The following is a 22,849-nucleotide window of genomic DNA, read 5'->3' on the forward strand; positions in this document are numbered from 1 at the left end:
GCCTTCACAGAATTCCTCCTTCAAATACGAGCTTGCCAAAACTGCCCGACCGGGAGGTCAAGTTCGACCGTCGAGTGGGTGATCTCCAACTCGGCCGTAATGGCTTTCGACGAAAAAAGACGCGTCAACACGACTTTCCCCAGCGTGTCGCTGCGCAAGGCATCCCTTGCCCGGCTGCCGATCAGAACTGCATCCGGCATGATCAGCCATGCGCCCGCCCGGGCGTAAAAACCGGCGAGCGGCGGATCACAGGTAAAGACACCGAAATCGATCCCGCTCTGTTCCATCCAGTGTGGCGGCGCAAGGTGCGCCGGCGGTGGGTCGGCTCAATCGAGTCGGGGGGCGCCGTCGATTGCCGGCATCCGAGTGGCGCGGGCCATCTTCAATCGCCGCGAACGCCAGGACAGCATCGTCGGCAGGACCGCCACCGCTGCCGCCATGACCCACAATACGATGCAGATGGTGCTGGAGAAGAGGATCGACAGCTCGCCGCCGCTGATCGCAAGCGCGTTGCGCAGATTGATTTCCATGACATGGCCGAGCACGAAGCCGAGGATGATCGGTGCCATGTCGAAGCCCGCCTTACGCAGCAGCCAGCCGACCATGCCGATGCCGAGCATCAGGAAGATCGCGAAGACGGAGGCGTGGGTCGAATAGACGCCGACGATCGACAGGACCAGAATGCCGGGAACCAGAAGCCAGTTCGGAACGGTCAGCACGCGGGCGAAGATATTGACCAGCGGAAGATTGAGCAGCAGCAGTAGAAAGTTGCCTATGAACAGCGAAGCGACCAGGCCACCGACGATCTCCGGCCGCTCTGTAAGCAGCATCGGCCCCGGCTGGATGTTATAGAGCATCAAGGCCCCAAGCATGACGGCAGTGGTGCCGGAGCCTGGAATCCCGAGGGTCAGCATCGGCACGAAGGCGCCGCAGGCGGTGGCGTTGTTGGCCGCTTCCGGCGCCGCCAACCCACGCACGTCACCCTTGCCGAAGGTGTCCTCTGTGTCCGACAGGCGCTTCTCGGTGGTGTAGGCGATGGCGCTGGAAACGGAAGCACCGGTGCCGGGCAGCACGCCGACGACGAAGCCGATGACCGAGCTGCGCAGCATGGTGCCCGTACATCTCGCGACATCGGCAGCGCGCACCGTCATGCGTCCGAGTTCGCGGATCACGGTGAAGCCGCGGCCCTGGTGCTCGAGGATGACCAGCGCTTCCGAGATCGAAAACAGGCCGATCACCAGCACCACGAATTCGATGCCGTCGCCGAGTTCGGGTTGATTGAAAGTGAAGCGGTAGGCGCCCGACGTGGCGTCGAGGCCGACGGTGGCGAGCATCAGGCCGAGCGTGCAGCCGATCAGCGTCTTGACCGGCTGGCTGCCGACCATCGAGCCGAGGGTGGCAAAAGCAAAGACCATCAGCACGAAATATTCGGCCGGGCCGAAGCCGATCGCCAGGCGGGCGAGAACCGGCGCGAACAGCGCAAGGCCGATGGAGCCGAAAATGCCGCCGACGAAGGACGAGATGCCGGACAGCGTCAAAGCCTCGCCGGCCCGTCCCTGCCGCGCCATCGGATAGCCGTCGAGCGCCGTCATCACGGCGCCGGCATCGCCTGGCACATTGAGCAGGATCGACGAAATGCGACCGCCATATTCGGCGCCGCAATAGATGGCCGACAAAAGGATCATCGTGCTTTCGGCGGGAAGGCCCATCGTGTAGGCGATCGGCAGCAACAGGGCGATGCCGTTGATAGGGCCGATGGCGGGAAGCGCACCGACAAGTGTGCCGATGAAACAGCCGATCAGGCCGACGAGAAGGTTCTGACCGGTCAGGGCGACGGCAAACCCATGCCAGAGATAATCGAGATTCATGATGTTTGCCTTTCCCGCAAGGAGCGGCCGATCCGCGATCAGCCGAACAGTGTGCCCGTGGGCAGATAGACTTGCAGCAGGTAGGAGAAGATGAACCACCACAGCGCGGCATGGCCGGCCGCGCCGGCCGCCGCGTAACCGAGCGGCGCGCCGAAGATCAGGCCCGTGCCGAGGGTCAGCAGGAAGATGGAGATCGCGAAGCCCGCCGTCTCGAAGACCGCGACGCAGACGACCAGCAACAGAGGGATGGCGAGCACCCGCCACAAAAGCCGTCCGGATGGAAACGCCTCGGCGGTGCCGGGCGAGCGCACATAGAACACGCACAGCAGTCCGAGAATGAGGGCCAGGGCCACCGGCACCACGCGAGGCCCGAGCGGGTCGGACGAGAAGGCGTATTCGATGCTGGCGCCGCCGACGCCATAGGTAACGGCCAGGCCGAACAGACACAATGCCGAAATTCGGCCGATCACAAGAGCAGTTCTGGCATTGTCGGACATTGCGGGCCTCCGTCAGTCCGTTTGAAACTCATTCGTCCAGAAGTCGGCAGCGGACCTTCCAATCCGGGGAGGGTCCGCTGCCTTTTGAGGGAATTACATCCCGGCTTCCTTGGCGAGTTGCTTGAAGCGCACGACGTCGGCCTTGACGCGCTCCTCGAACGGCTTGCCTACCATGGTGAATTCGAACAGGCCGCGCTCCTCACGCTCCTTGGCGAATTCAGGGGTCTTGCTGGCAGCCTCGAAGGCTTTCACCCACCAGTCGAAATCGGCGTCGGAGACATCCTTGCCGACGTAGTAACCGCGCCAGATCGGCCAATCGATGTCAAAGCCCTGTTCATGCGCGGTTGGAACGTCCGCCAATGCGCCCGTCAGCCGCTGCGGTGCCATGACGGCAAGGATGCGGATCTTGCCGGCGACATGATGCTTGACCATTTCGGCGGCATCGCCCGATCCGACCTGGACGTGCCCGCCTTCGAGCGCCGTCAGGACGGCGCCACCGCCTTCGAGGGCCGCGTAGTGCATCTGCTTGGGCTCCTGGCCCGCGGCCTTGGCGAGAAGTGAGGCCTTCATCCAGTCCTGCGAACCGACGGCGCCACCGCCGGCGATGGCAAAGGAAGACGGATCGGCCTTGTAGGCGTCGACGAGATCCTTGAGCGTCTTGTAGGGCGAGTCGGCATTCACGACGAGAACCCCGTAATCCGCGCCAAGCGCGCCGAGCCACCGTACGGCGTTCTCGTCATACTGGCCGAATTTGCCCTGGGCGATCAGCAGCGCCGAGCCCGACGAAGCGGCGGTGATGAGATTGCCGTCCTTGGCGCGCTTGGCAATGACATGGTTGTAGGCAACCGCGCCTACCCCGCCTTCCATGTAGGTCACGGCCATCGGCTGTGAAATCTGCTTGGTGGTGAGTAACGCGTTGGCGGCAAGCCGGCAGGTGAGATCGAAGCCGCCGCCGGGTTTGGCGCCGGCGAGGCATTCCGGCTTTGCCGGTTGGGCCAGGGCCATGCCGCCCGCGGCCACCGCCACAAGGGCGGCACCGGCCACCATTTTAGTCAGAAATCGGATCATCGTTTTCTCCTCATGGACCTGGAATACCGGGACCGGAAAACCGTCCCGCCAGCGGCGGGCGAGTGCACGAAGCCTCTGGTCGCCGCGGCACCGGCCGCGTTCGATCAAACGTCTCGTCTGTTTTCGGGGCTCTCCTCCCCCGCGCATGTCCGGACTCTCCTCGTGCCGCGGACAGACGCAGGTCTGATACACCTCAAAACTGTCACCATGCTGTCATGCCCGCCGGTAGCGGCTTTGGCGCTTGAACGTCGCCGGGTTCAGTGCAAGACGTTGCTGATGCGTATTCTGCTGGTCGAAGACACCCACGATGTCGGCGAGGCCATCGTCCGTCGCTTCGAAGCGGTCGGACACACCGTCGATTGGGAAACACACGGCGATGCAGCGTCGGAGATTCTCGACTTCACTGAATTCGACCTGGTCATTCTCGACGTCATGCTGCCGGGTCTCGACGGCTTCGAGATCCTGCGACGGCTCAGGCAAGGCAGCAATGCCGTACCGGTGCTGATGCTGACCGCGCGCTCGGAAGTCGACGACCGCGTCAGCGCACTGGATCTCGGTGCCGACGACTATCTGATCAAACCGTTCGATTTTCGCGAGCTCGAAGCGCGCGCAAGGGTGCTGATGCGCCGGCGTAGCGGCGAGGCGACGAACCTGGTCGTCTGCGGTGACATCGTGCTCGACCGGGCCAACCGGAGCGTGCGCGTCGGCAAGCGCGAGGTGCAGTTGAAGCGGCGCGAAATCAGCCTTCTCGAAATCCTGGCGGCAAAACCCGGCCGGGTTTTCGGCAAGGACGAATTGCTGGACCAATTGTTCGGTTTCGACGAGGCCGCCGGCGCCAACGCGATCGAGCTCTATATCGGTCGCCTGCGCAAGAAACTGGAAGGCGCCAAGGCGCACATCGTCACGGTGCGGCACATCGGCTACAAGCTCGTCTCCGATGCAGAGCATTGAGCGGTCCCTCTTCTCGCGGCTGGTGCTGCGCGTCGCGCTGGTGTTGGCGGTGGGTGCGGCCATTTTGGTCACCGCCGCCTGGTACTATGCGCGTGCCGCCGCCGACGATGCCTATGATCGCCTGCTGCAAGGCGCGGCGTTCCAGATGACCGAGAGCCTGACGGTCGAGGAGGGAACGCTTACCTTCGATCTGCCGCCGTCCGCATTCGAACTGCTCGGCCTGGCCGGGCGGGACCGCATCTTCTACCGGGTGATGGCGCCGTCGGGCCGGACGCTGACCGGCTATGACGATCTTCCGCCCGGGATCGATCTTGGCGCGGTGCGGTCGACCCCGGTGTTTCATTCGGCCGTCTATCGCGGCGTGCCGGTGCGCGTGGCGGTCACGGGCCGCGCACTGTCCGATCCGGCGGTTTCCGGATGGGCTCACATCATCATCGCCCAGACCACCGAAGCGCGGGCGGAGCTGGCGTCGCAACTGACGCTGCGGGCCAGCGTCCTGGTCGCCGTCATGAGCGTCCTGGCGCTTGCCGGCTCGGCCCTGGCGGTACGCTATTCGCTGCGTCCGGTCGCCGATCTGGGCGAGGAGCTGCGTTCGCGCGATCCCCAAGACCTGACGCCGCTTGCCGTGGCGGTGCCGCGCGAGCTATCGCCCTTCGTCGCCTCCATCAACCATTTCATGAACCGGCTCGACGACCGGATGAAGCTGCTGCAGCGCTTCGTCGCCGACAGTGCCCATCAGTTGCGCACACCGCTTACCGCCCTGTCGGCACAGGTGAGCCTGATCAATGACGAACGCCTGTCCGAAGGCGACCGCCGCCATCTGACAAGGGTGCGCGACCGCACGGCGGAGCTGTCGCGCTTCACCAATCAGCTGCTCAGCCACGCGATGGTCATACACCGGTTCGATTCGGCGCAACTGGCGCCGGTCGATCTGACCGAAGCGGCGCGCAAAGCCTTTCGTGCCGCCGTTCCGATCACCGTAGATCCGGACATCGTCGTTTCCTTCGAGGCCCCGGACGAGGAGGTGACCGTTCTCGGCGATGCGCTCAGCCTGCGCGAGGCGATCGTCAACGTCATCGACAATGCCTTGCGCCATGGGACCATCTCCCGGCTCGAAGTGCGCGTCGCCACCGGCAATGGGCTGGCGATGGTCGCCGTTGAGGATGACGGGCCAGGTCTGTCGGCGGCGGACTTCGACCATCTGACCAGGCGGTTTACCTCCACAAAAAGCGGCGAGGGCAGCGCGGGACTTGGCTTCGCCATCGCTTCCGAGGTCGCGGCCGTTCTCGGCGGCGCGCTTCGGTTTCGCGAGAAGACCGGTGCACACGGTTTCACCGTGGTGCTGGAATTGCCGCTTCACGCGCAGGAGAGGTCATGAGAGCGACCCTGGCCACGCTGTGCGCCCTGGCCCTGCTGCTGTTTGCCGGCGTCGCCAGCGCCGTCGAAGGCGACCGGGTGTTCTTCAAGTCGAAACAGGCGCAGTCGGCCGTGCTGACCATCCATGCGGCGACCGATCTCGACGCGATGCGGCCGCTCGTCCTCGACTTCCAGCAAATTGCGCCCGGCGTGTCGGTGGAGTTCTCCGACTACGTCACCAACGACCTGTTCCGCGAGGCGGAGCAGGCGTGCCGCCAGGGCAGCGGGCCGGGCGACATCCTTTTGTCGTCGTCGGTGGATCAATTGGTGAAACTGGCTAATGACGGCTGCGCCCTGCAGCATGTCTCGCCCGAAGCGCGATCGGCGCCGGCCTGGGCCGACTGGCGCGAGGAGGTGTACGGCTTCACCTTCGAGCCGGCCGTCATCGTCTACGATTCCACGAAAGTACCGCCCGGGGACGTCCCGCATACACATGACGAGCTCGCCGATCTTCTGCGCCGCAAGCCCGAGGTCTACCGCGGCCGCATCGGCACCTACGATGTCGCCGCCTCCGGCATCGGCTATCTGCTGGCCTTCAACGACGCGCGCCAGGCGCCGACGATCTACGGGCGGCTGCTGGAAAGCTTCAGCCGGGCGGAAGCGGTCAAACGTTGCTGCAACGCCGAGGTTCTCGGCGAAGTCGCCAGCGGCAACATTCGTATCGCCTACAACATTCTGGGGTCCTACGCCTATGCCGCCTACCGCAAGAACCCCAACCTGAAGATCGTCGTGCCGCGCGACTACGCGCTGATCCTGTCCAGGGGCGTGATGATCCCAACGACCACCGGCAACCGCGATCTCGCGGCGCGGTTTCTCGACTATCTGCTGTCCGAGCGCGGCCAGCGCGTCGCCCGCGAGCAGGCGTTTTTCTTCTCGGAGAAATCGCCCTTGCCCGACGGTGTCGACGGGCCGGCGGCACTGATGGAATCGGGCATAGGACGGCCCATCCGCATCGGCCCCGCCCTGCTTGCCGCTCAGGACAGGATTCTGCGTGAGCGCTTCATCGCCGACTGGGCGAGCTTGATCGCCAAGCCGTCACCCTGACTTCTATGCCAGTCGCGCGGCTCAGGTACACCGACTATTCAAGGTCATCCGAACCTGTCGCATCGGCGCCGGATAATGACGCTTTCGCCGCAGCAACTGCCGATACCAATTCAACGGCGATGAAAAACCTTGCGTTGACCGCAGCTTCTGTCTCAAGCGCGCCGCCTCGTGCAAGCGCTGCGGCTTCAGCCAGATGAGCACCGGCGACGACGCTGGCCAAGGCACGCTGGAATGGCACGGCGACCGCGAGTGCCAACGAGCCGCCGGGCGCATCGCAGAGCATTTTCGCCAAATCCACCGTGTCAGCTACAGCTTCCATGGCCGGCAAACAGCTGCCGAAGCCGGACAATGTCCTGCGACAAGATTCCAAAATCTGAGACAGCGTCTCACCGCCCCCAAGGAGCAGTTTGCGCGTGACGAGGTCGATAGCCTGGATGCCATTCGTGCCTTCGTAGATCGGAAGAATGCGCGCATCGCGGTAGTATTGCGCCACACCGGTCTCCTCGACGTAGCCCATGCCGCCGTGGACCTGGATTGCGGTCGAGGTCACTTCCACCGCGATATCCGTCGAGTACGCCTTGGCCAAAGGCGTCAGTATTGAAGCTCGCGCGTAGGCATGTCGCCTTTCGTTTTCTGTCCGCGCGTTCACGCTCGAGCCCATCGACAAGGCCGTCGCCATGCACAGCATGCGCGCCGCGGCCGTCCGGGTTCGCATCTCAAGCAGCATTCGCCTGACATCGGGATGGCGGATGATGGGGCTTGTATTTCCATCTCTGCCCGGGGTGCTGCCCTGGAGACGTTCTCTTGCATAGGCGAAGGCCGCCTGCGTCGCCCGCTCCGCGAGCGCGACACCCTGGGTCCCGACCAGGAGCCGCGCATTGTTCATCATCGTGAACATGCAATTGAGACCACGGTTCTCCTCGCCGATGAGCCAGCCCCTTGCGCCTCCGTTGTCGCCATAAGCCATGGCGCAGGTGGGCGAGCCGTGAATGCCGAGCTTGTGCTCAAGCGAAAGACACCGCAGATCGTTGTGTGAGCCGTCAGGAAGGATCTTCGGAACCAGGAACAGGGAAATGCCGCGCGTGCCCGCGGGCGCGTCCTCCAGCCGTGCAAGAACCAGATGTACGATATTCGGCGAGCAATCATGCTCGCCATAGGTGATGAAGATCTTGTTGCCGGTAATGCGGTAGCTGCCGTCGCCCGTCCGTTTGGCTTTGCAACGAAGATTTGAAAGATCGGAACCGGCCTGTGGCTCCGTCAGGTTCATGGTCCCGGTCCATTCACCGGACACAAGCTTGGGCAGGTAGCGGTCCTTGAGCTCCTGAGAGGCGTGCTCGGAGATGGCTTCGATGGCGCCAGCAGTCAAAAGCGGGCAGAGGGCGAAAGCCATGGAGGACGAATTCCAGAACTCGGTGCAGGCCACGGCCAGCGAGATCGGAAGCCCCTGGCCGCCATATTCGGTTGGTCCTGCCAGGCTGTTCCAGCCCGCCTCGCACCAGGCCTGGTAGGTTTCGCGCCAGCCCGGCGGCGTGGTCACCTTTCCGCTTTCGTCGAGGGTCGAAGGGGTTCGGTCACCAACCGGATTCAAGGGCGCGATGCGCTCGCTCGCAAAACGCCCTGCTTCGGAGAGGATGGCCTGGACGTCTTCGGGGGAAAGGTCCCCGCTCTGCGTGGCAAACCGATCGGCAGTCTGCATCGCCAGAAGGATTTGGGGGATGGGCGGATTGTAGGTCATCGCGAACGTCAACTCACGCCGGGTTCGAGGCGCTTGGTCTTCTTGGAAAAGAACGCCTCCAGCCGATCCCTGATCTCCGGATTGGTCTGAACCGCCATTGCGAGCAAGCCCTCCGCAAACAGGCCGTCCGTGGTGGACATGTCGTTGATGCGGGATATGCCGGTGACGATGGCGAAATTGGTGGTCGGCGGATTACGTGCGACCTGTGCGGCCAATTCTCTGGCACGTGACAATGCTTGCCCTGCCTCCACCACTTCATGGCACAGGCCAAGGTCCAGGCCACGCCGCGCATCGTATGTGCGGGCCGACAGCATCATATCGACCATGCGCGCCGGGGTAACGATCCGGGCCACGCGCACGGTCGCCCCGCCGCCAGTGAAAATGCCGCGCTGGCCTTCCGGGAGGGCAAAGAAGGTTCCTTCTTCGGCGATGCGTACATGGGCGGCCGCTGCCAGCTCAAGCCCTCCGCCGACGACCGCTCCCTTCAGGGCGGCAATCACCGGGATTCCGCTGAACTGAATGATATCGAAAGCACGGTGCCATTTCTGGCACATGGTCATGAACTCGATCGGAGACCGGTCCTTGTCATAGTGCTCGCGAAGATCCAGCCCAGCGCAGAAGTGGTCGCCCTTGGCCGCAAGCACGAAGGATCGCGTGCCCTCCGGCGGCGCACGAAACACGTTTTCGATTTCCAGCAGCATATCTTCGCTGATTGCGTTGCGCCGGTCCTCGCGCACCAGCGTTACGATCGTTACCGGGCCGTCCGTCTCGATGGTGATGTAGTTGGGTTTCGTCATGGTGTTGTCTTCACTTTTTCGCGCAGTTTGTATTTTTCGATCTTTCCCGTTGAGGTCTTGGGCAAGCTCCCGAAGACGTAGCTCTTGGGAACCTTGAAGCCGGAAAGATGCTGGCGGCAAAATTGGTTCAACTCGTCAGCGGTGACGCTCGCCCCCGGCTTCAATTCCACGAAGGCACAGGGAGTTTCGCCCCACTTGGCATCCGGCTTGGCCACGACAGCGGCGGCGCTGACGGCGGGGTGGCGATACAAGGCGGATTCCACTTCGATCGAGGAAATGTTCTCCCCGCCGGAGATAATGATGTCCTTGTAGCGGTCGCGTATTTCGAGGAAGCCGTCGGGATGTTGCACGGCGACGTCGCCGCTATGAAACACGCCGCCGGCAAAGGCTGCTTCCGTAGCGGCTTCATCCTTGTGATAGCCTTTCATGATCGTGTTGCCACGCAACACGATCTCACCCATCGCGGTCCCGTCCTTCGGCAGACGTTTTCCCGATTCGACATCCCGGATCTCGGCAGTCTCCATCATCGGGAAACGCACGCCCTGGCGTGCCTTGATCGTCGCGCGCTGCGCGACATCCATTTCGTTCCACTCTTCCTCCCAAATGGACTGAACGACATGGCCGTATGTTTCCGTGAGGCCGTAGACCTGCATGACGTCGAAGCCCAATGCCTCGACTTTCTCGAGGATCGCCGCCGGCGGAGGCGCCCCCGCCGTCATCACCCGCACCTTGTGCGGAAGCACCGGCCGTTCTGCTTCCGCGGCCTCGACCAGCATGCCCAGCACGATCGGCGCACCGCCGAAATGCGTGACGCCGAAGGAACCGATGGCATTGTAAACGGCCTTGGCCGATATCTGCCGGCAGCAGACGATCGTCGCGGCGAGCGCGGTCATGGTCCACGCATGGCCCCAGCCATTGCAGTGGAACATGGGCACTGTGTAGAGATAGGTCGGATGACCCGCCAGACCCCAGCCGGCAATGGTACCGAGCGCCATCAGGTAGGCGCCACGGTGATGGTAGAGCACCCCCTTCGGCCTGCCACTGGTACCGGACGTATAGTTGAGGCATAGGGTCTGCCACTCGTCGGTCGGGAACACCGGGTGGAAGTCGGCGGGCGCGGATCGAACCAGATCCGAATGGAGCTGGCTGCCTGGCAGGGCGTCCCCTGGCCCGCCGAGATCGATGATGACGGGTCGGCCGCCCTTGGTGCGCTGCAACGCCTCCTCAGCCGTCGATGCGAACTGCCTGTCCAGCATCAGGACCCGGGTTTCCGCATGGTCCAGGATATAGGCCACCGTGTCGGCATCAAGGCGGATGTTGATGGTGTTAAGAACGGCGCCGGCCATTGCGACAGCAAACTGCGCCTCGAACATCTCCGCCGTATTCGGAGCAAGCACGGAAACCACGTCACCCGGCTTGACACCGATATCCATGAGGGCGGCGGCCAGAGCTTCGCAGCGTTGGCGCACCTCCTGCCAGGTGAAGCGTCGATCCTCATCGATAAGCGCCAATCGGTCTGGATAGAGTTCGGCCGTTCGCCTCAGAAATGAAAGGGGCGTCAGCGGGACATAATTGGCGGGCCTTGGTCGGAGATAGGGTGCATCGGTATTCATAGGAATGGGAGCTCCACAAGCCGCGCAGCGGTCGGACCGCCAGGGCGGTGAACGATGACAGTCTCGCCCGCCTTCATGCCGGCTGAGATAAGGGCGTATCCGATGTTCGCCTTCATGCGAGGCGACCATGTGCAATTGGTCATTACACCGACCATGGAGCCGTCGCGCGTGATATCCTCGCGTTTTGTGCCGAGCGGCGCAGGCGTTGCGCCATCGAGCACGAGACCCAGTTGGTGCCGCTTCGGCCCCTCGGCCTTGATCCTGCGTAGCGCCTCAATGCCGACGACATCGTCCGGAACATCGAGGTCCACATATTTGCCCAGCCGCACTTCGAAGGGATTGGTGTCCTCGTCGGTGTCACCGCCGACGGAAACCAGCCCGCTCTCCGTGCGCTCGGCCGTTGCGGGCGCTCCCGGTCCGATCCCCCAGGGTTTGCCTGCCTCCTTGAAGATGTTCCAGAGCTTCGTGCCCTTCCTGCCATCCTTCAGGTAGATCTCAAACCCGCCCTGCTTGGACCACCCCGACCGCTGCACTGCGACTGGAATGCCTTCAATCTCGGTTTCCTTGAACCAGAAGTACTTGAGCGTGCGTACCCAATCGCCGACGACGTGGGCCACCACGTCTTCGGCCCTGGGTCCCTGAAGAGCCATCGGAGAGACGTCGGGTTCGCTGATATCGACCTTTAGACCACGCTCCGCCGCGACGGCGCTTGCCCACAGCCACATGTCGCAGTCCGCGATTGAAAACCAGAAGAGATCGTCGGCGTGCTTTAACAGGATAGGGTCATTGATGATCGTGCCGCGATGATTACACAGCGGCACATATTTGCCCTGGCCGACCTTGCAAGTGGAGAGATCGCGCGGCGACAGGATCTGCGCAAGCCGGCCGGCGTCCTGTCCCTTGAGTTGCACTTGGCGTTCCACGCCCACATCCCATTGTGAAACCCCGTTGATGAGGCGCCAGTATTCGCCCTCGGGATCGCCGTAGGACGTCGGCATGATCATGCGGTTGTAGACGTTCGCGGCCACCATGCCGTCCGCCACCGCGGCCTCGAAAAAGGGGGACGGTCGAACACGTGCCGTCGGTGAAAATGAAAACATCGAGGTCTCCTGTTGCGTCCCGACGGGCACGGGAATTCCGATTGCCGGTTCTTGCGGTTACGCTGCCCTCGCGGCCGCGATATCTTGACAGAAATGTGCCGCCCAGAGAACGGCCGTCAGTTCAACCGATGTCATCAGCCGGAGTCACGATCGCGCGCAAAAGCTGTCGCAGGCTGATCTGGCCGACCGGCGTTCCGGCTTCGTCCATCACGGTGAGATGCTCACAGCAATGCTGCATCAGCACATTCGCGGCGGCATCAAGCGTCGTTTGCCTTGGCACGGTAGCCAATGACCGATCCTCCGGATTGAACGGCGCCATGACTGCCTCGACATAGACGACGCGGCCCCGGCTGACCTCCTTGACGAACGCCTTGACGTAGTCGTCTGCGGGTCGCAGGACGATGTCTTGGCTGGTGCCCTGTTGCACCACTTCCCCGTCGCGCAGAATGGCGATTCGGTCGCCTAGCCGAAGGGCCTCGTCGAGATCGTGGGTGATGAAGACGATGGTTTTCCTGATTTCCTTCTGGATATCGAGCAGCACCGTCTGCATGTCCGTGCGAATGAGGGGATCGAGCGCCGAAAACGCCTCGTCCATCAGCAGGATCGGAGCATCATTTGCGAGCGCCCGAGCAAGCCCAACACGCTGCTGCATGCCCCCGGACAATTGGTTGGGATAGTGCTTTTCGAAACCGGCAAGACCCACACGGTCGACCCAGCGGGTGGCCGCCTCGACTTGCCGGCGTCGCGGCACACCTTGTATCTCCAGGCCGTAGACAACGTTTTCCAGGACGTTGCGGTGCGGTAGCAGCGCAAACTTCTGAAACACCATCGCCGTCTTATGCCGCCTGAACTCGCGCAGTTCATGAGCCCCCATTTGCACGACGTCTTCGTCGCCAACCAAGATCTCGCCCGCCGTCGGGTCGACCAGTCTGTTGATGTGGCGGATCAACGTCGATTTGCCGGAGCCGGAAAGGCCCATGATGACCTGTATCGCTCCGGCCGGCATGGTGATGTTGACGTTCTTGAGACCAAGGACGTGGCCGTGGCGCCCGTTCAGTTCGGCTTTGGAAGTCCCCTGCTCCAGCAACGGAACCATGGCTTTGGCATTCGGTCCGAAAACCTTCCAGAGGTTCCTGATGTCGATCCCGGGCTGGTTCGCTTCAGCCATGGACGATCTCTCGGTGTTTTTGCAGGCGGCTGCCGTACGCCTGGCTGATGCGGTCGAAGATGATGGCGATACCGACAATGGCGAGGCCGTTGAAGACGCCCAGAGTGAAGTATTGGTTGGCGATTGCCTTGAGCACCGGTTGGCCGAGCCCCTGCACGCCGATCATCGAAGCGATCACCACCATGGAAAGCGCCATCATGATCGTTTGGTTGACGCCTGCCATGATCGTGGGCAGCGCAAGCGGGAGCTGGACATTGCGCAGCTTCTGCCAGCTCGATGAGCCGAAGGCATCCGCCGCCTCCAGCACATCCTTGTCGACCATACGGATTCCGAGATTGGTAAGACGTATCATCGGCGGAACAGCGTAGATAACGACCGCAATGACGCCGGGCACGCGGCCGATCCCCAGCAACATGACGACGGGGATCAGATAAACGAAGCTGGGCATTGTCTGCATGACGTCGAGTACCGGATTGACGATGCGCTGCAACCGGTTCGAACGGGCCATTCCAATCCCGATCGGTATTCCGATCACGATTGCAAGCACGGTGCAGACGAAGATCATCGACACCGTCTTCATCGTGTCGTCCCACATATCGAACCAGCCGATGACCAGAAGCGTCACGACACAGCCTGCGACAATCTTCATGCTGCGACTTGTGATCCAGGCAATGACCGCGACCGCCGCAATCACGACCGGCCATGGGGTTGCGAGGAGCAGGCGTTCAGCCCAGATGAGGAAGCTCTGAAGCGGGTTGAAAAGGCTCTCTATGCTGTCGCCGTAGGCGCGTGTGAATGCACGGAAGCCTTCATCGATATTCTTCTTCAAGAGACGCAGCGTATCTGCGTCCATCGTCGGAAATTTCCAGAACGAATCCATTCCCAGTTTCCCCGTGGAAAAGGCGGGGCGGCGCCAGCTCAGCGATGCCGCCCTCGACCGCTTGCGCGGGCAGTTAGAGGGAGGCCTTGATCTTTTCGGCCACCTCGGGAGAAACCCAGGCTTTCCAGATGTCCTCATCGTTTTTGAGGAAATGCTTGGCGCCGTCCTCGCCGGTCGCCTGATTGTCCGTCATCCAGGCGATCAGCTTGTTGACGGTATCGTTCGACCATGCGCGCTTGTTCAAATAGTCCATGATTGCCGGACCGGCGCGATCGGCGAAAGTCTTGCTGACAAGCGTCTGCACGTCGTCTGCGGGCCATGCATTCGGCTTTGGGTCGGGGCAGTCGCCGATCGATGTGCAGCGCTTCCATTCAGCTGCATCATAGTCGACCCCATACCCGAGCTTGACCATCGGGTACTTGCCGAGGAGCGAGGTCGGAGCCCAATAGTAGCCGACCCAGGGCTGCTTGGCCTCGTAGGCTTTCGCGATCGAGCCATCGAGCCCGGCCGCGGATCCGGTGTCGATCAGCGTGAAACCGGCTTTCTCTCCACCGAACGCCTTGAAGAGCTGCGTGGTTACGACCGTACCGCCCCAGCCTTGCGGACCATTGTAGACGGCACCCTTGCTCTTGTCCTCCGGAGCGGGAAAGAGTTCGGGATGCTTGAAAAGGTCGGGGATCGTCTTGATGTCAGGATGTGCCTCGGCGACGTATTGCGGAATCCACCAACCTTGGATCGCCCCGTCGGAAAGGATTTTCGATGCAGCTATCGCCTTGCCTCCGTCCAGAGCGCTTTTGACCAGTTCCGGCTGCAGGCTGACCCAGGCCTCGGGAACGATATCCGGTTGCCCCTTGCCGGCGAGCGAGGTCAGGGTTGGCACAGTGTCGCCGGAAACGATTTCAGCGGAACAGCCGTAGCCCTTCTCCAAGATGAATTTGTCGAGACTGGCCGCCACGTCAGCGGATTGCCAGTTCATCGTGGCGATTGTCACTTCGCCGCATCCGGCCGCAAACGATGCCGATGCCATCGACAGAAGGCCGAGGGTTGTCCCGGCGAGGCATGCAACAATGTGTCTGTATTTCATTTCTTCCTCCCAAGCGGTTGATGCAGGCTTCGCTGTTTGACGACCACCGCCTCCTCAAACAGCTATCGAGAACAGAGCCAGCTTTCGTCTATGAAAGCTTTCCTCCAAGCCGGCGATGGCCGAGGCCGGGCCGACTCCCATTCCCGTTCTCCCAGACTGTTTTTCTCACCCGGCTTGAGGCATGGACAGGCAGATAAGATTCATCGGTGCATTACTTTTTTTGATGATGGCTGCTAATCTTAACATTGCCGTTCGGCATCGACAGGCAAAATGGCTGCTCCAGAATGCATGATTTACCTCCTTTGAAATCGTTGCGGGTTTTCGAGGCCTGTATCCGGCTCGGGAACTTTACCCGGGCGGCAAGAGAACTGAATGTCGGCCAACCCGCCATCAGTCACCAGATTCATGCTCTGGAAAGAGACCTCAACGTCCAGCTGTTCGAAAGGAAGGGCTCGCTCACGGTGCCAACTGCCGAGGCGCTGTCGTACTACCAGACGATAGCGAACGGCCTCTCGGATATGGCCAGGGCGAGCGCCAAGCTCCGAAGAAATAATCGACAGGATGCCCTGACGCTCGCGACCTATCCGGGCATTGCCATGTTCTGGCTTATGGCGCGTCTGGAGAGAGTCAGGCGCCTCTATCCCGATCTGGCTGTCAGGGTAACGACGGCGGAACGCGATCAAGACATTCCGTTGGAGGAGGTGGACTGCGCTATTCTTTTTGGCAGCGGCGATTGGTCAGGGTACGAAAGCCGCTTGCTGATGCAGGAAATTGTGGTTCCGGTGGCAGCGCCCGCTCTCGCTTCGCGCCTTGCCGGCGTTTCTCGCGCCGAAATGCTCGCTCAGGGGCCTTTGATCCACCTTGAGGATCGAGAACAGCGCTGGTTCACTTGGTCGGACTGGCGGGACCTAAGGTCGCCGGACAGTCAGAGTATCAATGCCGGCATCACAGTGACCAACCATGGCATTGCCATTCATCAGACTTTGATGGGGTACGGAATTGGGCTGGGCTGGAGCGGCGTGATCGACGAGATGATCGCGAATGGGCTTCTGATTGCAATGGATCCAGAGCCGATCTCATCCGAACGAGGGTATTTCTTGGTCGCACGGCAGGATTTTCTGGATAGCAAGATCGGAAGGCTTGTGATCCAGTCCTTGGTCGATAAGAGGACGACATCGCAGGGCAACTCATTGTGAAGTTCGTGTCTGTTTGTAAGCTGCCATCGCCGCTTTTCACTTGGCGGCGTAATGGTATCGAGCCGCCTGTTCGATGACCTTCGCCGATCAAACCATCCGAGTGCGGCGTTCATTCACGGGCATATCCAAGCCATCCAATCGGTTGCGCAGTAGCGATCCGCAATATTGAGCTATTGGAAGACGGATTGCTTGAGCGCGCGCGAGATCGCGCCCTATTTTCAGATTGCGAACCCTTGAAGATATCCCGTCAGTCGGAGAGTTCCGCGGCGCCTACAGCATGTCGCGGCGAATAGGATTCGCCCGACCTGCTGTAAGCTTCTGATTTTATGCATGTCGTTATCCAAGAACCGAGGACATGCATTAACAAGCGTAGGGAGCAGGGCCCCGTTAGCGGGGTGATTACTACGCTGTAGTCGAGCCGCATGCCTCGTGGCAGGGCTTGGATGGGATGTCGGCCAGTGACATCGTGGAGTTCAGTCGCAGTCTCTTCGACGCGCTCGAACCGTCTGCAATCCAGTTCATCCTGAAGACGAGAGGATACGCGGCGTGCACCACGTCATCTGGTGCGACAGGCCCTCGAGTAGCAAGGCCGACGGCCGCGGCGCGGCATCTTACGGCGACAAGGCGATCGACCGTTCGTCAGGCGGCACCGGCACTTCGGCTCGCATGGCGCAACTTCATGGGAAAGGCCGACTGAAGGTCGGCGACACCTTCCGCCAGGAAAAACGTCCCGAAACTTCTGCATTCCCCGGCCCTGTAGCCATGCTGTCGGTCTCATCCCCAGCCTCCTTTTGCTGGCGATAAAACCGGACAACTCATGTGCTACCTAATCCGGACAACTCATGTGCTTACGACATGTGGCCACGGGACGACTTGACGGACTCACCGGTAGGTTTAATTTGGTGATCGTTCTCATGTGCCTAGCCGTCCTTCCCTGTGGCTTGGTTGCATCAACGGCGGTGATTCGGGAAAATCACCGCCGTTTGCATTCAGATAGAAAACCCAGCTAGCAACCCTAAATTTCCTTTGGTGCGCGGTTCCGTTCCACTACCGCCAGCAGATTGTACAGATGGTTTTCAATGAGCAGCAGGGTTGCGGGCTTCCCGCATACCACAGCAGCCATAGCGAAGCCGCCCATCAGTCCCAAGACGGTTCCAAAAATAGTTCCTGGTGCCGCAATGTGACAGGCTGGCGTGCCGCTTTGAATGGCACCTGGGCCATGACCATGCTGGAAGACAAACCGATCCGCCAGAGATAGTCTCAACTCCATACTGCGACACTCGCGCCCGCGATTGCTACCAACCACGATTTAATCAGCTTGCGCTAAAGTGGCTCCGAGGCATGGCTGTTTTCGCTCCCGTTTGGATCAAACCGTACGTTGAATACCGTTGAGGCCCTCGCTCGGAAGGAGCTGTTTAGTCCCGGCATCGGCAAGCGCTCCACGCCATCCTTTCTACTTTGGAGCAAATGGCAGACCAACTATTTCGTTGATGCGCTTTTGCATCGGAGTGGACGACGGGTCGATGCCTTTGCCGAGCCTGTCGAACTGCTGGCCTAAGTCGCCCATCGGCTGCTTAAGATTGCGCTTTATGGTGGAGAGGTCGGTGCTTATCGAGATTAAGAGGTTGTCTGTCTTATCCCCCATCACCTCAACGGCCATCCTGCTCGAGCAGGCCGGTCCATGCCGCTTTGTTCGACATGGCGCGGATAGGCCTTCGTGCGGCAAGCAGGCTGGCGCGACGTAAGGATCCGAGAAGTCGTAGCGCGCCGCGTACCGCGGCCCCGCAATCCTGCTAACGAAACTTCGCATTTCCGGACACTTCAAATAGTCAGCGATACGCCGCCGCCCAGCCGCGGGCACGGCACGGGCGAGAGCTTAGGCCATGATGCGCGCGCTGATGGTTGTGACCGCGTTGATAACAGCTGCTGGTTGGCGGCCACCACGGCGCCCATCTCGACACTGCCGGCAGACGCTCGGCGTGGTGCAAGGATGTCCCCATCCACTTCTTCGTCGGCGGCGCCGAGGACTGCTTTCGGCACCATGGTCGATCTGCCGGCCCAACTAGAAGGCCACAGCGATCGACAAGCAACTGGTCTTGCACACGCCCTCCTGCGGGCGGTGCGTTGTGAGCGCTGGCATCCACTCGATTCTTGCTGAAATTCCGGCTAGCTTGGGCGACAGATGGCTCAGTTCTGGTCGGTGAATCACCATAAGACCGCCAGTCAAGAGATTGATAGGCAGCACCTTTGGTCCCCCAAGACCAAGAGCAATGGCGCGCGAAATGAGGTCTACAACAATATGGGCCATGCGACGCCCGGCGACCGATCAATTGGCTATATGGGCAGGATAGCGGAATTCGCCTTCACCGCTCCGAAACCAATGGAGTTCGGAGACACCGGAACTTTTTGGAATCACGAGGGTGATTTCTGCCGACCTTTTGGATACCACATTCCTTCGATCCTTCCCAAATCGACAACAGCGAGTCTCGGCCCGCTCCTGCCGAGGCGATATTCGCCAACTCAACAATCAGAAAGCCTATCTGACAAGCTTTCCACGGAAGAAATACACATTGAAAATGGCGGCCTCATTTTTCAAAATCAGGATGATTTCGAAGCCGGCGCGTCGCTCACGGTCCTCAAGGCGAGAATTCTAAGAGACGTTCAACAATGACCCAGCACGCAGAAAACGCTCGAATTCTCATGTACAGCCACGACACGTTCGGGCTCGGCCACTTGCAGCGCTGCCGGACTATCGCGCATTCGCTGGTCGAGGATTTCCGCGGACTTCAGGTGCTTATCATTTCGGGTGCGACTATCGCTGGCGCCTTCGACTACCGCGCCCGTGTCGATTTCGTGAAGATCCCCAGCGTCATCAAGTTGCGCAACGGCGAATACACCTCGCTGGAAAAGGATATCGATCTGCATGAGACGCTGAGGCTGCGCCAGTCGATCATCCGCCACACAGCCGAGACCTTCCGGCCGGATATCTTCATCGTCGACAAGGAACCGCTCGGCCTGCGCGGTGAAATTGAGGATACGCTGTCCTACCTCAAGACGCGGGGCACCACGCTGGTGCTTGGCCTGCGCGAGGTGATGGATGCGCCGCACCTGCTTGAAGCAGAGTGGGCGCGCAGGGATGTGATGCGCAAGATAGGCCTGTTCTACGACAAGGTCTGGGCCTATGGGCCGCCGGATTTCTACGATCCGTTGACCGGCTTGGATGTGCCGCCGGCTGTCAGGGCAAAGATGAGTTTCGTCGGTTTCCTGCAACGGAGCCTGCAGCGGAACGAGTTGCCCGGTCACCGGCCCGAGGGCGACTATATCCTCATTACCACCGGTGGCGGCGGCGACGGTGCCGAATTGATTCACGACGTCATCGATGCCTATCAGCAGGATCCGCGATTGCAGCACAGGGCGCTGATCGTGCTTGGGCCTTACATGCCGGCGCGCAAGCGCAACAAGCTGCTCAAGAAGGGGTCCAAGATCCCCTACATCAAGATCATCGAGTTCGACAACCGCATGGAAGACCTGATTGCCGGCGCCAAGGCGGTAGTGGCGATGGGCGGTTACAACACCTATTGCGAGATATTATCTTTCGACAAGCCGGCGCTGATCGTGCCGCGCATCGAGCCCCGCCAGGAACAACTGATCCGCGCTCGGCGCGCAGCCGAACTCGGCCTCATCGAGATGCTTTTGCCGGAGGAAGCCAAGGACTCCCAGCGGTTTGCCAATGCACTAGTGGCGCTGCCGGGCCGGTCCCGCCCCTCACAGAGTAATCCGCATCTGACGCTGGAAGGGCTGCCTCATATTTCCGAGATTGTCGCGGAACTGCTCGCCCGGCGGGCCGGCCATCACCTTTCGGTCATTGAAGGCATGAGCTGAGTTGCAACATCGCAAGATCGTCGTGGTTCTGAAGGGCTATCCGCGGCTGTCGGAAACCTTCATCGCGCAGGAACTGCTCGGTCTAGAGCGTTCGGGGTTCGACCTGATACTTGTCGCGCTCAGGCGGCCGACCGACGCAAGACGCCACCCCGTGCATGACGAGATCAAAGCGCCCGTCCATTATCTGCCGGAATATCTGCATCAAGAGCCGCTGCGCGTGGTCCGCTCGCTGTTTGCTTATCTGCCGCGGCCGGGCTTCTGGCGCGCGCTCGGATCGCTAGCTGCCGATATCCCCCGCGACTTTACGCGCAGTCGCGTCCGCCGCTTCGGGCAAGCGCTCGTGCTGGCGGCCGAATGGCCGGAAGACGCGGGGTGGTTGCATGCACATTTCGCGCACACGCCGGCATCGGTGACGCGCTATGCCAGCCAGCTTCGTGGCCTGCCCTGGAGCTGCTCGGCCCATGCCAAGGACATCTGGACTTCGGCAGACTGGGATCTGGCTGGCAAGCTTTCCTCGGCGCGCTGGACGGTCACTTGCACGAAAACCGGGTTCGATCGTCTGAAACAACTCGCCAACGGCAACGCGCGTGTGCATCTTAGTTATCATGGGCTCGACCTTGATCGCTTCGGCAGTTTCGGCGAGGTGCGAAAACAGCATGACGGCTCGGCGCCGGACAAACCAGTTATCGTTCTGAGTGTCGGGCGCGCCGTCGAAAAGAAAGGTTACGATACCTTGCTGGAGGCCCTTGCCCTCTTGCCTGGCGATTTGGCCTGGCGTTTCGAGCATATCGGCGACGGCGAGGAACTGGAACGGCTCAAGGCGCTGGCGCAAAAGCTCGGCCTCGATGATCGCGTCTCTTGGAAAGGCGCGCTTGCGCAGGAGCAGGTGCTTGAGCACTACCGCTGCGCCGACATCTTCGCCCTGGCCTGCAGGATCACGGCAAATGGCGACCGGGACGGTCTGCCAAATGTTCTTGTGGAGGCAGCTAGCCAGCGGCTTGCCTGCGTGTCCACCGATGTTTCTGGTGTGCCGGAGCTTATATCGCCGGATGAAACCGGGCTGCTGGTACCGACCGGTAGCCCAATTGCCCTGGCACAAGCGCTGGAGCGCCTGATCCGTGATCCCGTGCTGCGCGCCCGCCTCGGCGACGCCGCAGAGCGGCATGTGCGCGGCAATTTCGATCATATGGCGAGCATTGGACAGCTCAAGGAACTGTTCGAGCGCGAGTGGCGGGCCGCCGATTGAAGCAGCTGCGTGCCTTCCTCTATGTCCAGCACCTGCTCGGTATCGGCCATCTCGCACGCACCAGCCGCGTTGCGGCGGCTCTGGTCGATGACGGGTTTGACGTAACCGTCGTGACCGGCGGAGCTCCGGTCGCGGGGTTTCCGGGACTGGGAGTAAAATCTGTCACCCTGCCACCTGTTACCTCCGGCGATGAAGTATTTTCCGGACTTGTCGACCTGCAGGGCAAACCCATCGACGATGATTTCAAGAAACGGCGTTCGGAGATGCTGCTGCAGGCATTCCGGGATTGCGGGCCTGATATCGTCATTGTCGAGGCGTTTCCATTTGGACGTCGGCAGATGCGTTTCGAACTCTTGCCGCTGATCGAGGCCATCGACGCAATGTCGCCCAGACCGCTGCTGGCGACGTCCGTCCGTGATATCCTTCAGGAGCGCGTCAAGCCGGGCCGAAATGAGGAAACGGTTGATCTTGTCAATAGGCATTTCGATCTGGTTATGGTCCACGGCGACCCGGCTTTCGCAACCATCGACAAGACATTTCCCCTGGCCGGGGCGATCAAGGCCGAGGTCACCTACACGGGGCTCGTTGCCGCGCCGTCGTCGCCCGCGGCCTCCGAGCGCTTCGACGTTCTGGTGTCAGTTGGCGGCGGAGCTGCCGGAAAGAGCCTTGTCAGCTCCACCATCGCAGCGGCGCGGAGTGCCAACAACGGTTGGAAATGGTGTTTGATCACCGGCCCAAACCTGCCGAAAGACGAGTTTGACGCGATCGCACGCGATGTCACGCCGGGCCTGTCTATCTTCCGGTTCCGCGAAGATTTCGCCAGCCTGCTGACCGGCGCCCGCCTGTCAGTCTCGCAGGCTGGTTACAACACGGTCTGCGATGTCCTGCGCGCGGGTTGTCGCTCCCTGCTCGTCCCATTTGCAACCGGCGGGGAAACAGAACAAACGGTTCGCGCCCTGAGGCTAGAAGAACTCGGTCTTGCGACGGTTGTGATGGAAAGGGACCTAACGCCTGAAGGCTTGGCGCAAGCGATCAAAGAGGCGCTTGTGGCACCGAGACCATCCGCGCATCGTCTCGATCTGGAAGGCGCCCGCCACTCGGCGCAAATCCTGCGCGAGCGGTATCGAACATGGCCCGTAAAAAGGGGACCGGATTTCGGAAAAGTACATGATCAAACGGACGATGCATCCTAGAACGGTTTATCGTTTCACGGAAACGCAGAACCGCTCTATCTCGTGCGACGCGGTTCAAGCCGTTGTTTTTATGTATGTCGTAGTCCCAAAACCGCTACGCAATTTTTGGGC

General features: G+C 61.2%; 21 protein-coding genes and 1 pseudogene. 9 read left to right on the forward strand and 13 right to left on the reverse strand.

Translation table 11 applies throughout. The features are described from left to right. Positions 1-20: 20 nt before the first annotated feature. The 4 genes from LB536_RS02230 to LB536_RS02245 all read right to left on the reverse strand — a co-directional run bounded on the left by LB536_RS02230 (position 21) and on the right by LB536_RS02245 (position 3,433). Entirely contained in the window at positions 21-287 is a 267-nt protein-coding gene (locus tag LB536_RS02230; RefSeq protein ID WP_210243032.1) for a hypothetical protein, read from the reverse strand. Positions 288-326: 39 nt separating this feature from the next. Next, a complete protein-coding gene (locus LB536_RS02235; RefSeq protein ID WP_224589956.1) occupies positions 327-1,868 on the reverse strand; it encodes a tripartite tricarboxylate transporter permease in 1,542 nt (513 codons plus the stop codon). Positions 1,869-1,906: 38 nt separating this feature from the next. Further along, positions 1,907-2,365, reverse strand: a complete 459-nt coding sequence (locus tag LB536_RS02240; protein WP_224589957.1) for a tripartite tricarboxylate transporter TctB family protein — start codon at positions 2,363-2,365, stop codon at positions 1,907-1,909. A gap of 93 nt (positions 2,366-2,458) precedes the next feature. Then, positions 2,459-3,433, reverse strand: coding sequence for a Bug family tripartite tricarboxylate transporter substrate binding protein (locus tag LB536_RS02245; RefSeq protein WP_140756822.1), 975 nt, complete (start codon positions 3,431-3,433; stop codon positions 2,459-2,461). 276 nt (positions 3,434-3,709) lie between these two features. Here LB536_RS02245 and LB536_RS02250 point away from each other — a divergent pair, with 276 nt between their 5' ends. Genes LB536_RS02250 through LB536_RS02260 form a run of 3 tightly spaced genes read left to right on the forward strand, consistent with a single transcriptional unit; the run spans position 3,710 to position 6,844 of the window. Continuing rightward, positions 3,710-4,384: a response regulator transcription factor gene (locus LB536_RS02250; protein ID WP_224589958.1), complete on the forward strand. Its 675-nt coding sequence runs from the start codon at positions 3,710-3,712 to the stop codon at positions 4,382-4,384. Continuing rightward, positions 4,371-5,762, forward strand: a complete 1,392-nt coding sequence (locus LB536_RS02255; RefSeq protein ID WP_224589959.1) for a sensor histidine kinase — start codon at positions 4,371-4,373, stop codon at positions 5,760-5,762. The genes LB536_RS02250 and LB536_RS02255 overlap by 14 nt, the downstream gene beginning before the upstream one ends. Further along, positions 5,759-6,844, forward strand: coding sequence for an ABC transporter substrate-binding protein (locus tag LB536_RS02260; RefSeq protein WP_224589960.1), 1,086 nt, complete (start codon positions 5,759-5,761; stop codon positions 6,842-6,844). Before LB536_RS02255 ends, LB536_RS02260 begins: the two co-directional genes overlap by 4 nt. 34 nt (positions 6,845-6,878) lie before the next feature. On the opposite strand, the gene LB536_RS02265 is transcribed toward LB536_RS02260, so the two are convergent. The 7 genes from LB536_RS02265 to LB536_RS02295 form a co-directional block, all read right to left on the reverse strand. Next, positions 6,879-8,579 carry an acyl-CoA dehydrogenase family protein gene (locus LB536_RS02265; RefSeq protein WP_224589961.1) on the reverse strand — a complete coding sequence of 567 codons (1,701 nt, stop codon included), beginning with the start codon at positions 8,577-8,579 and terminating at the stop codon, positions 6,879-6,881. An 8-nt stretch (positions 8,580-8,587) separates the two neighbouring features. Then, complete coding sequence (locus LB536_RS02270; RefSeq protein WP_224589962.1) at positions 8,588-9,376, reverse strand: crotonase/enoyl-CoA hydratase family protein; 789 nt, start codon at positions 9,374-9,376, stop codon at positions 8,588-8,590. Then, the gene (locus LB536_RS02275) at positions 9,373-10,989 is read right to left on the reverse strand and encodes an AMP-binding protein (protein WP_224589963.1); all 1,617 of its coding nucleotides are present in this window, start codon (positions 10,987-10,989) and stop codon (positions 9,373-9,375) included. The genes LB536_RS02270 and LB536_RS02275 overlap by 4 nt, the downstream gene beginning before the upstream one ends. Then, the gene (locus LB536_RS02280) at positions 10,986-12,089 is read right to left on the reverse strand and encodes a glycine cleavage T C-terminal barrel domain-containing protein (RefSeq protein ID WP_224589964.1); all 1,104 of its coding nucleotides are present in this window, start codon (positions 12,087-12,089) and stop codon (positions 10,986-10,988) included. The genes LB536_RS02275 and LB536_RS02280 overlap by 4 nt, the downstream gene beginning before the upstream one ends. A 121-nt stretch (positions 12,090-12,210) precedes the next feature. Continuing rightward, positions 12,211-13,257 (reverse strand): glycine betaine/L-proline ABC transporter ATP-binding protein, encoded by a 1,047-nt coding sequence (locus LB536_RS02285; protein WP_224589965.1) that lies wholly within the window; start codon positions 13,255-13,257, stop codon positions 12,211-12,213. After that, positions 13,250-14,137 carry an ABC transporter permease gene (locus LB536_RS02290; protein WP_224589966.1) on the reverse strand — a complete coding sequence of 296 codons (888 nt, stop codon included), beginning with the start codon at positions 14,135-14,137 and terminating at the stop codon, positions 13,250-13,252. The genes LB536_RS02285 and LB536_RS02290 overlap by 8 nt, the downstream gene beginning before the upstream one ends. Positions 14,138-14,210: 73 nt before the next feature. Then, on the reverse strand, positions 14,211-15,164 hold the full coding sequence (locus LB536_RS02295; RefSeq protein ID WP_224590078.1) for an ABC transporter substrate-binding protein: 954 nt from the start codon (positions 15,162-15,164) through the stop codon (positions 14,211-14,213). A 341-nt stretch (positions 15,165-15,505) separates the two neighbouring features. On the opposite strand from LB536_RS02295, the gene LB536_RS02300 reads away from it, so the two are divergent. Beyond that, positions 15,506-16,417: a LysR substrate-binding domain-containing protein gene (locus tag LB536_RS02300; protein WP_224589967.1), complete on the forward strand. Its 912-nt coding sequence runs from the start codon at positions 15,506-15,508 to the stop codon at positions 16,415-16,417. Positions 16,418-16,811: 394 nt separating this feature from the next. Continuing rightward, a pseudogene (locus LB536_RS02310) lies at positions 16,812-17,140 on the forward strand (proline racemase family protein); the annotation flags it as partial. A 292-nt stretch (positions 17,141-17,432) separates the two neighbouring features. Here the strand turns inward: LB536_RS02310 and LB536_RS02315 are convergent. Together LB536_RS02315 and LB536_RS02320 are read right to left on the reverse strand one after the other, a co-directional pair. Further along, entirely contained in the window at positions 17,433-17,687 is a 255-nt protein-coding gene (locus LB536_RS02315; protein ID WP_140756800.1) for a hypothetical protein, read from the reverse strand. Between the two features lie 183 nt (positions 17,688-17,870). After that, positions 17,871-18,077, reverse strand: coding sequence for a hypothetical protein (locus LB536_RS02320; protein ID WP_224589968.1), 207 nt, complete (start codon positions 18,075-18,077; stop codon positions 17,871-17,873). A 522-nt stretch (positions 18,078-18,599) separates the two neighbouring features. On the opposite strand from LB536_RS02320, the gene LB536_RS02325 reads away from it, so the two are divergent. Genes LB536_RS02325 through LB536_RS02340 form a run of 4 tightly spaced genes read left to right on the forward strand, consistent with a single transcriptional unit; the run spans position 18,600 to position 22,738 of the window. After that, positions 18,600-19,088 (forward strand): hypothetical protein, encoded by a 489-nt coding sequence (locus tag LB536_RS02325; RefSeq protein WP_224589969.1) that lies wholly within the window; start codon positions 18,600-18,602, stop codon positions 19,086-19,088. Next, positions 19,085-20,299 (forward strand): glycosyltransferase family protein, encoded by a 1,215-nt coding sequence (locus LB536_RS02330; RefSeq protein ID WP_224589970.1) that lies wholly within the window; start codon positions 19,085-19,087, stop codon positions 20,297-20,299. Before LB536_RS02325 ends, LB536_RS02330 begins: the two co-directional genes overlap by 4 nt. A 1-nt stretch (position 20,300) precedes the next feature. Continuing rightward, positions 20,301-21,545, forward strand: coding sequence for a glycosyltransferase (locus LB536_RS02335; RefSeq protein ID WP_224589971.1), 1,245 nt, complete (start codon positions 20,301-20,303; stop codon positions 21,543-21,545). Next, a complete protein-coding gene (locus tag LB536_RS02340; protein ID WP_140756792.1) occupies positions 21,542-22,738 on the forward strand; it encodes a glycosyltransferase family protein in 1,197 nt (398 codons plus the stop codon). Before LB536_RS02335 ends, LB536_RS02340 begins: the two co-directional genes overlap by 4 nt. The last annotated feature ends 111 nt before the right edge of the window (positions 22,739-22,849 follow it).

The organism is Mesorhizobium sp. ES1-3 (assembly GCF_020164795.1).
Classification (GTDB): Bacteria; Pseudomonadota; Alphaproteobacteria; order Rhizobiales; family Rhizobiaceae; genus Mesorhizobium.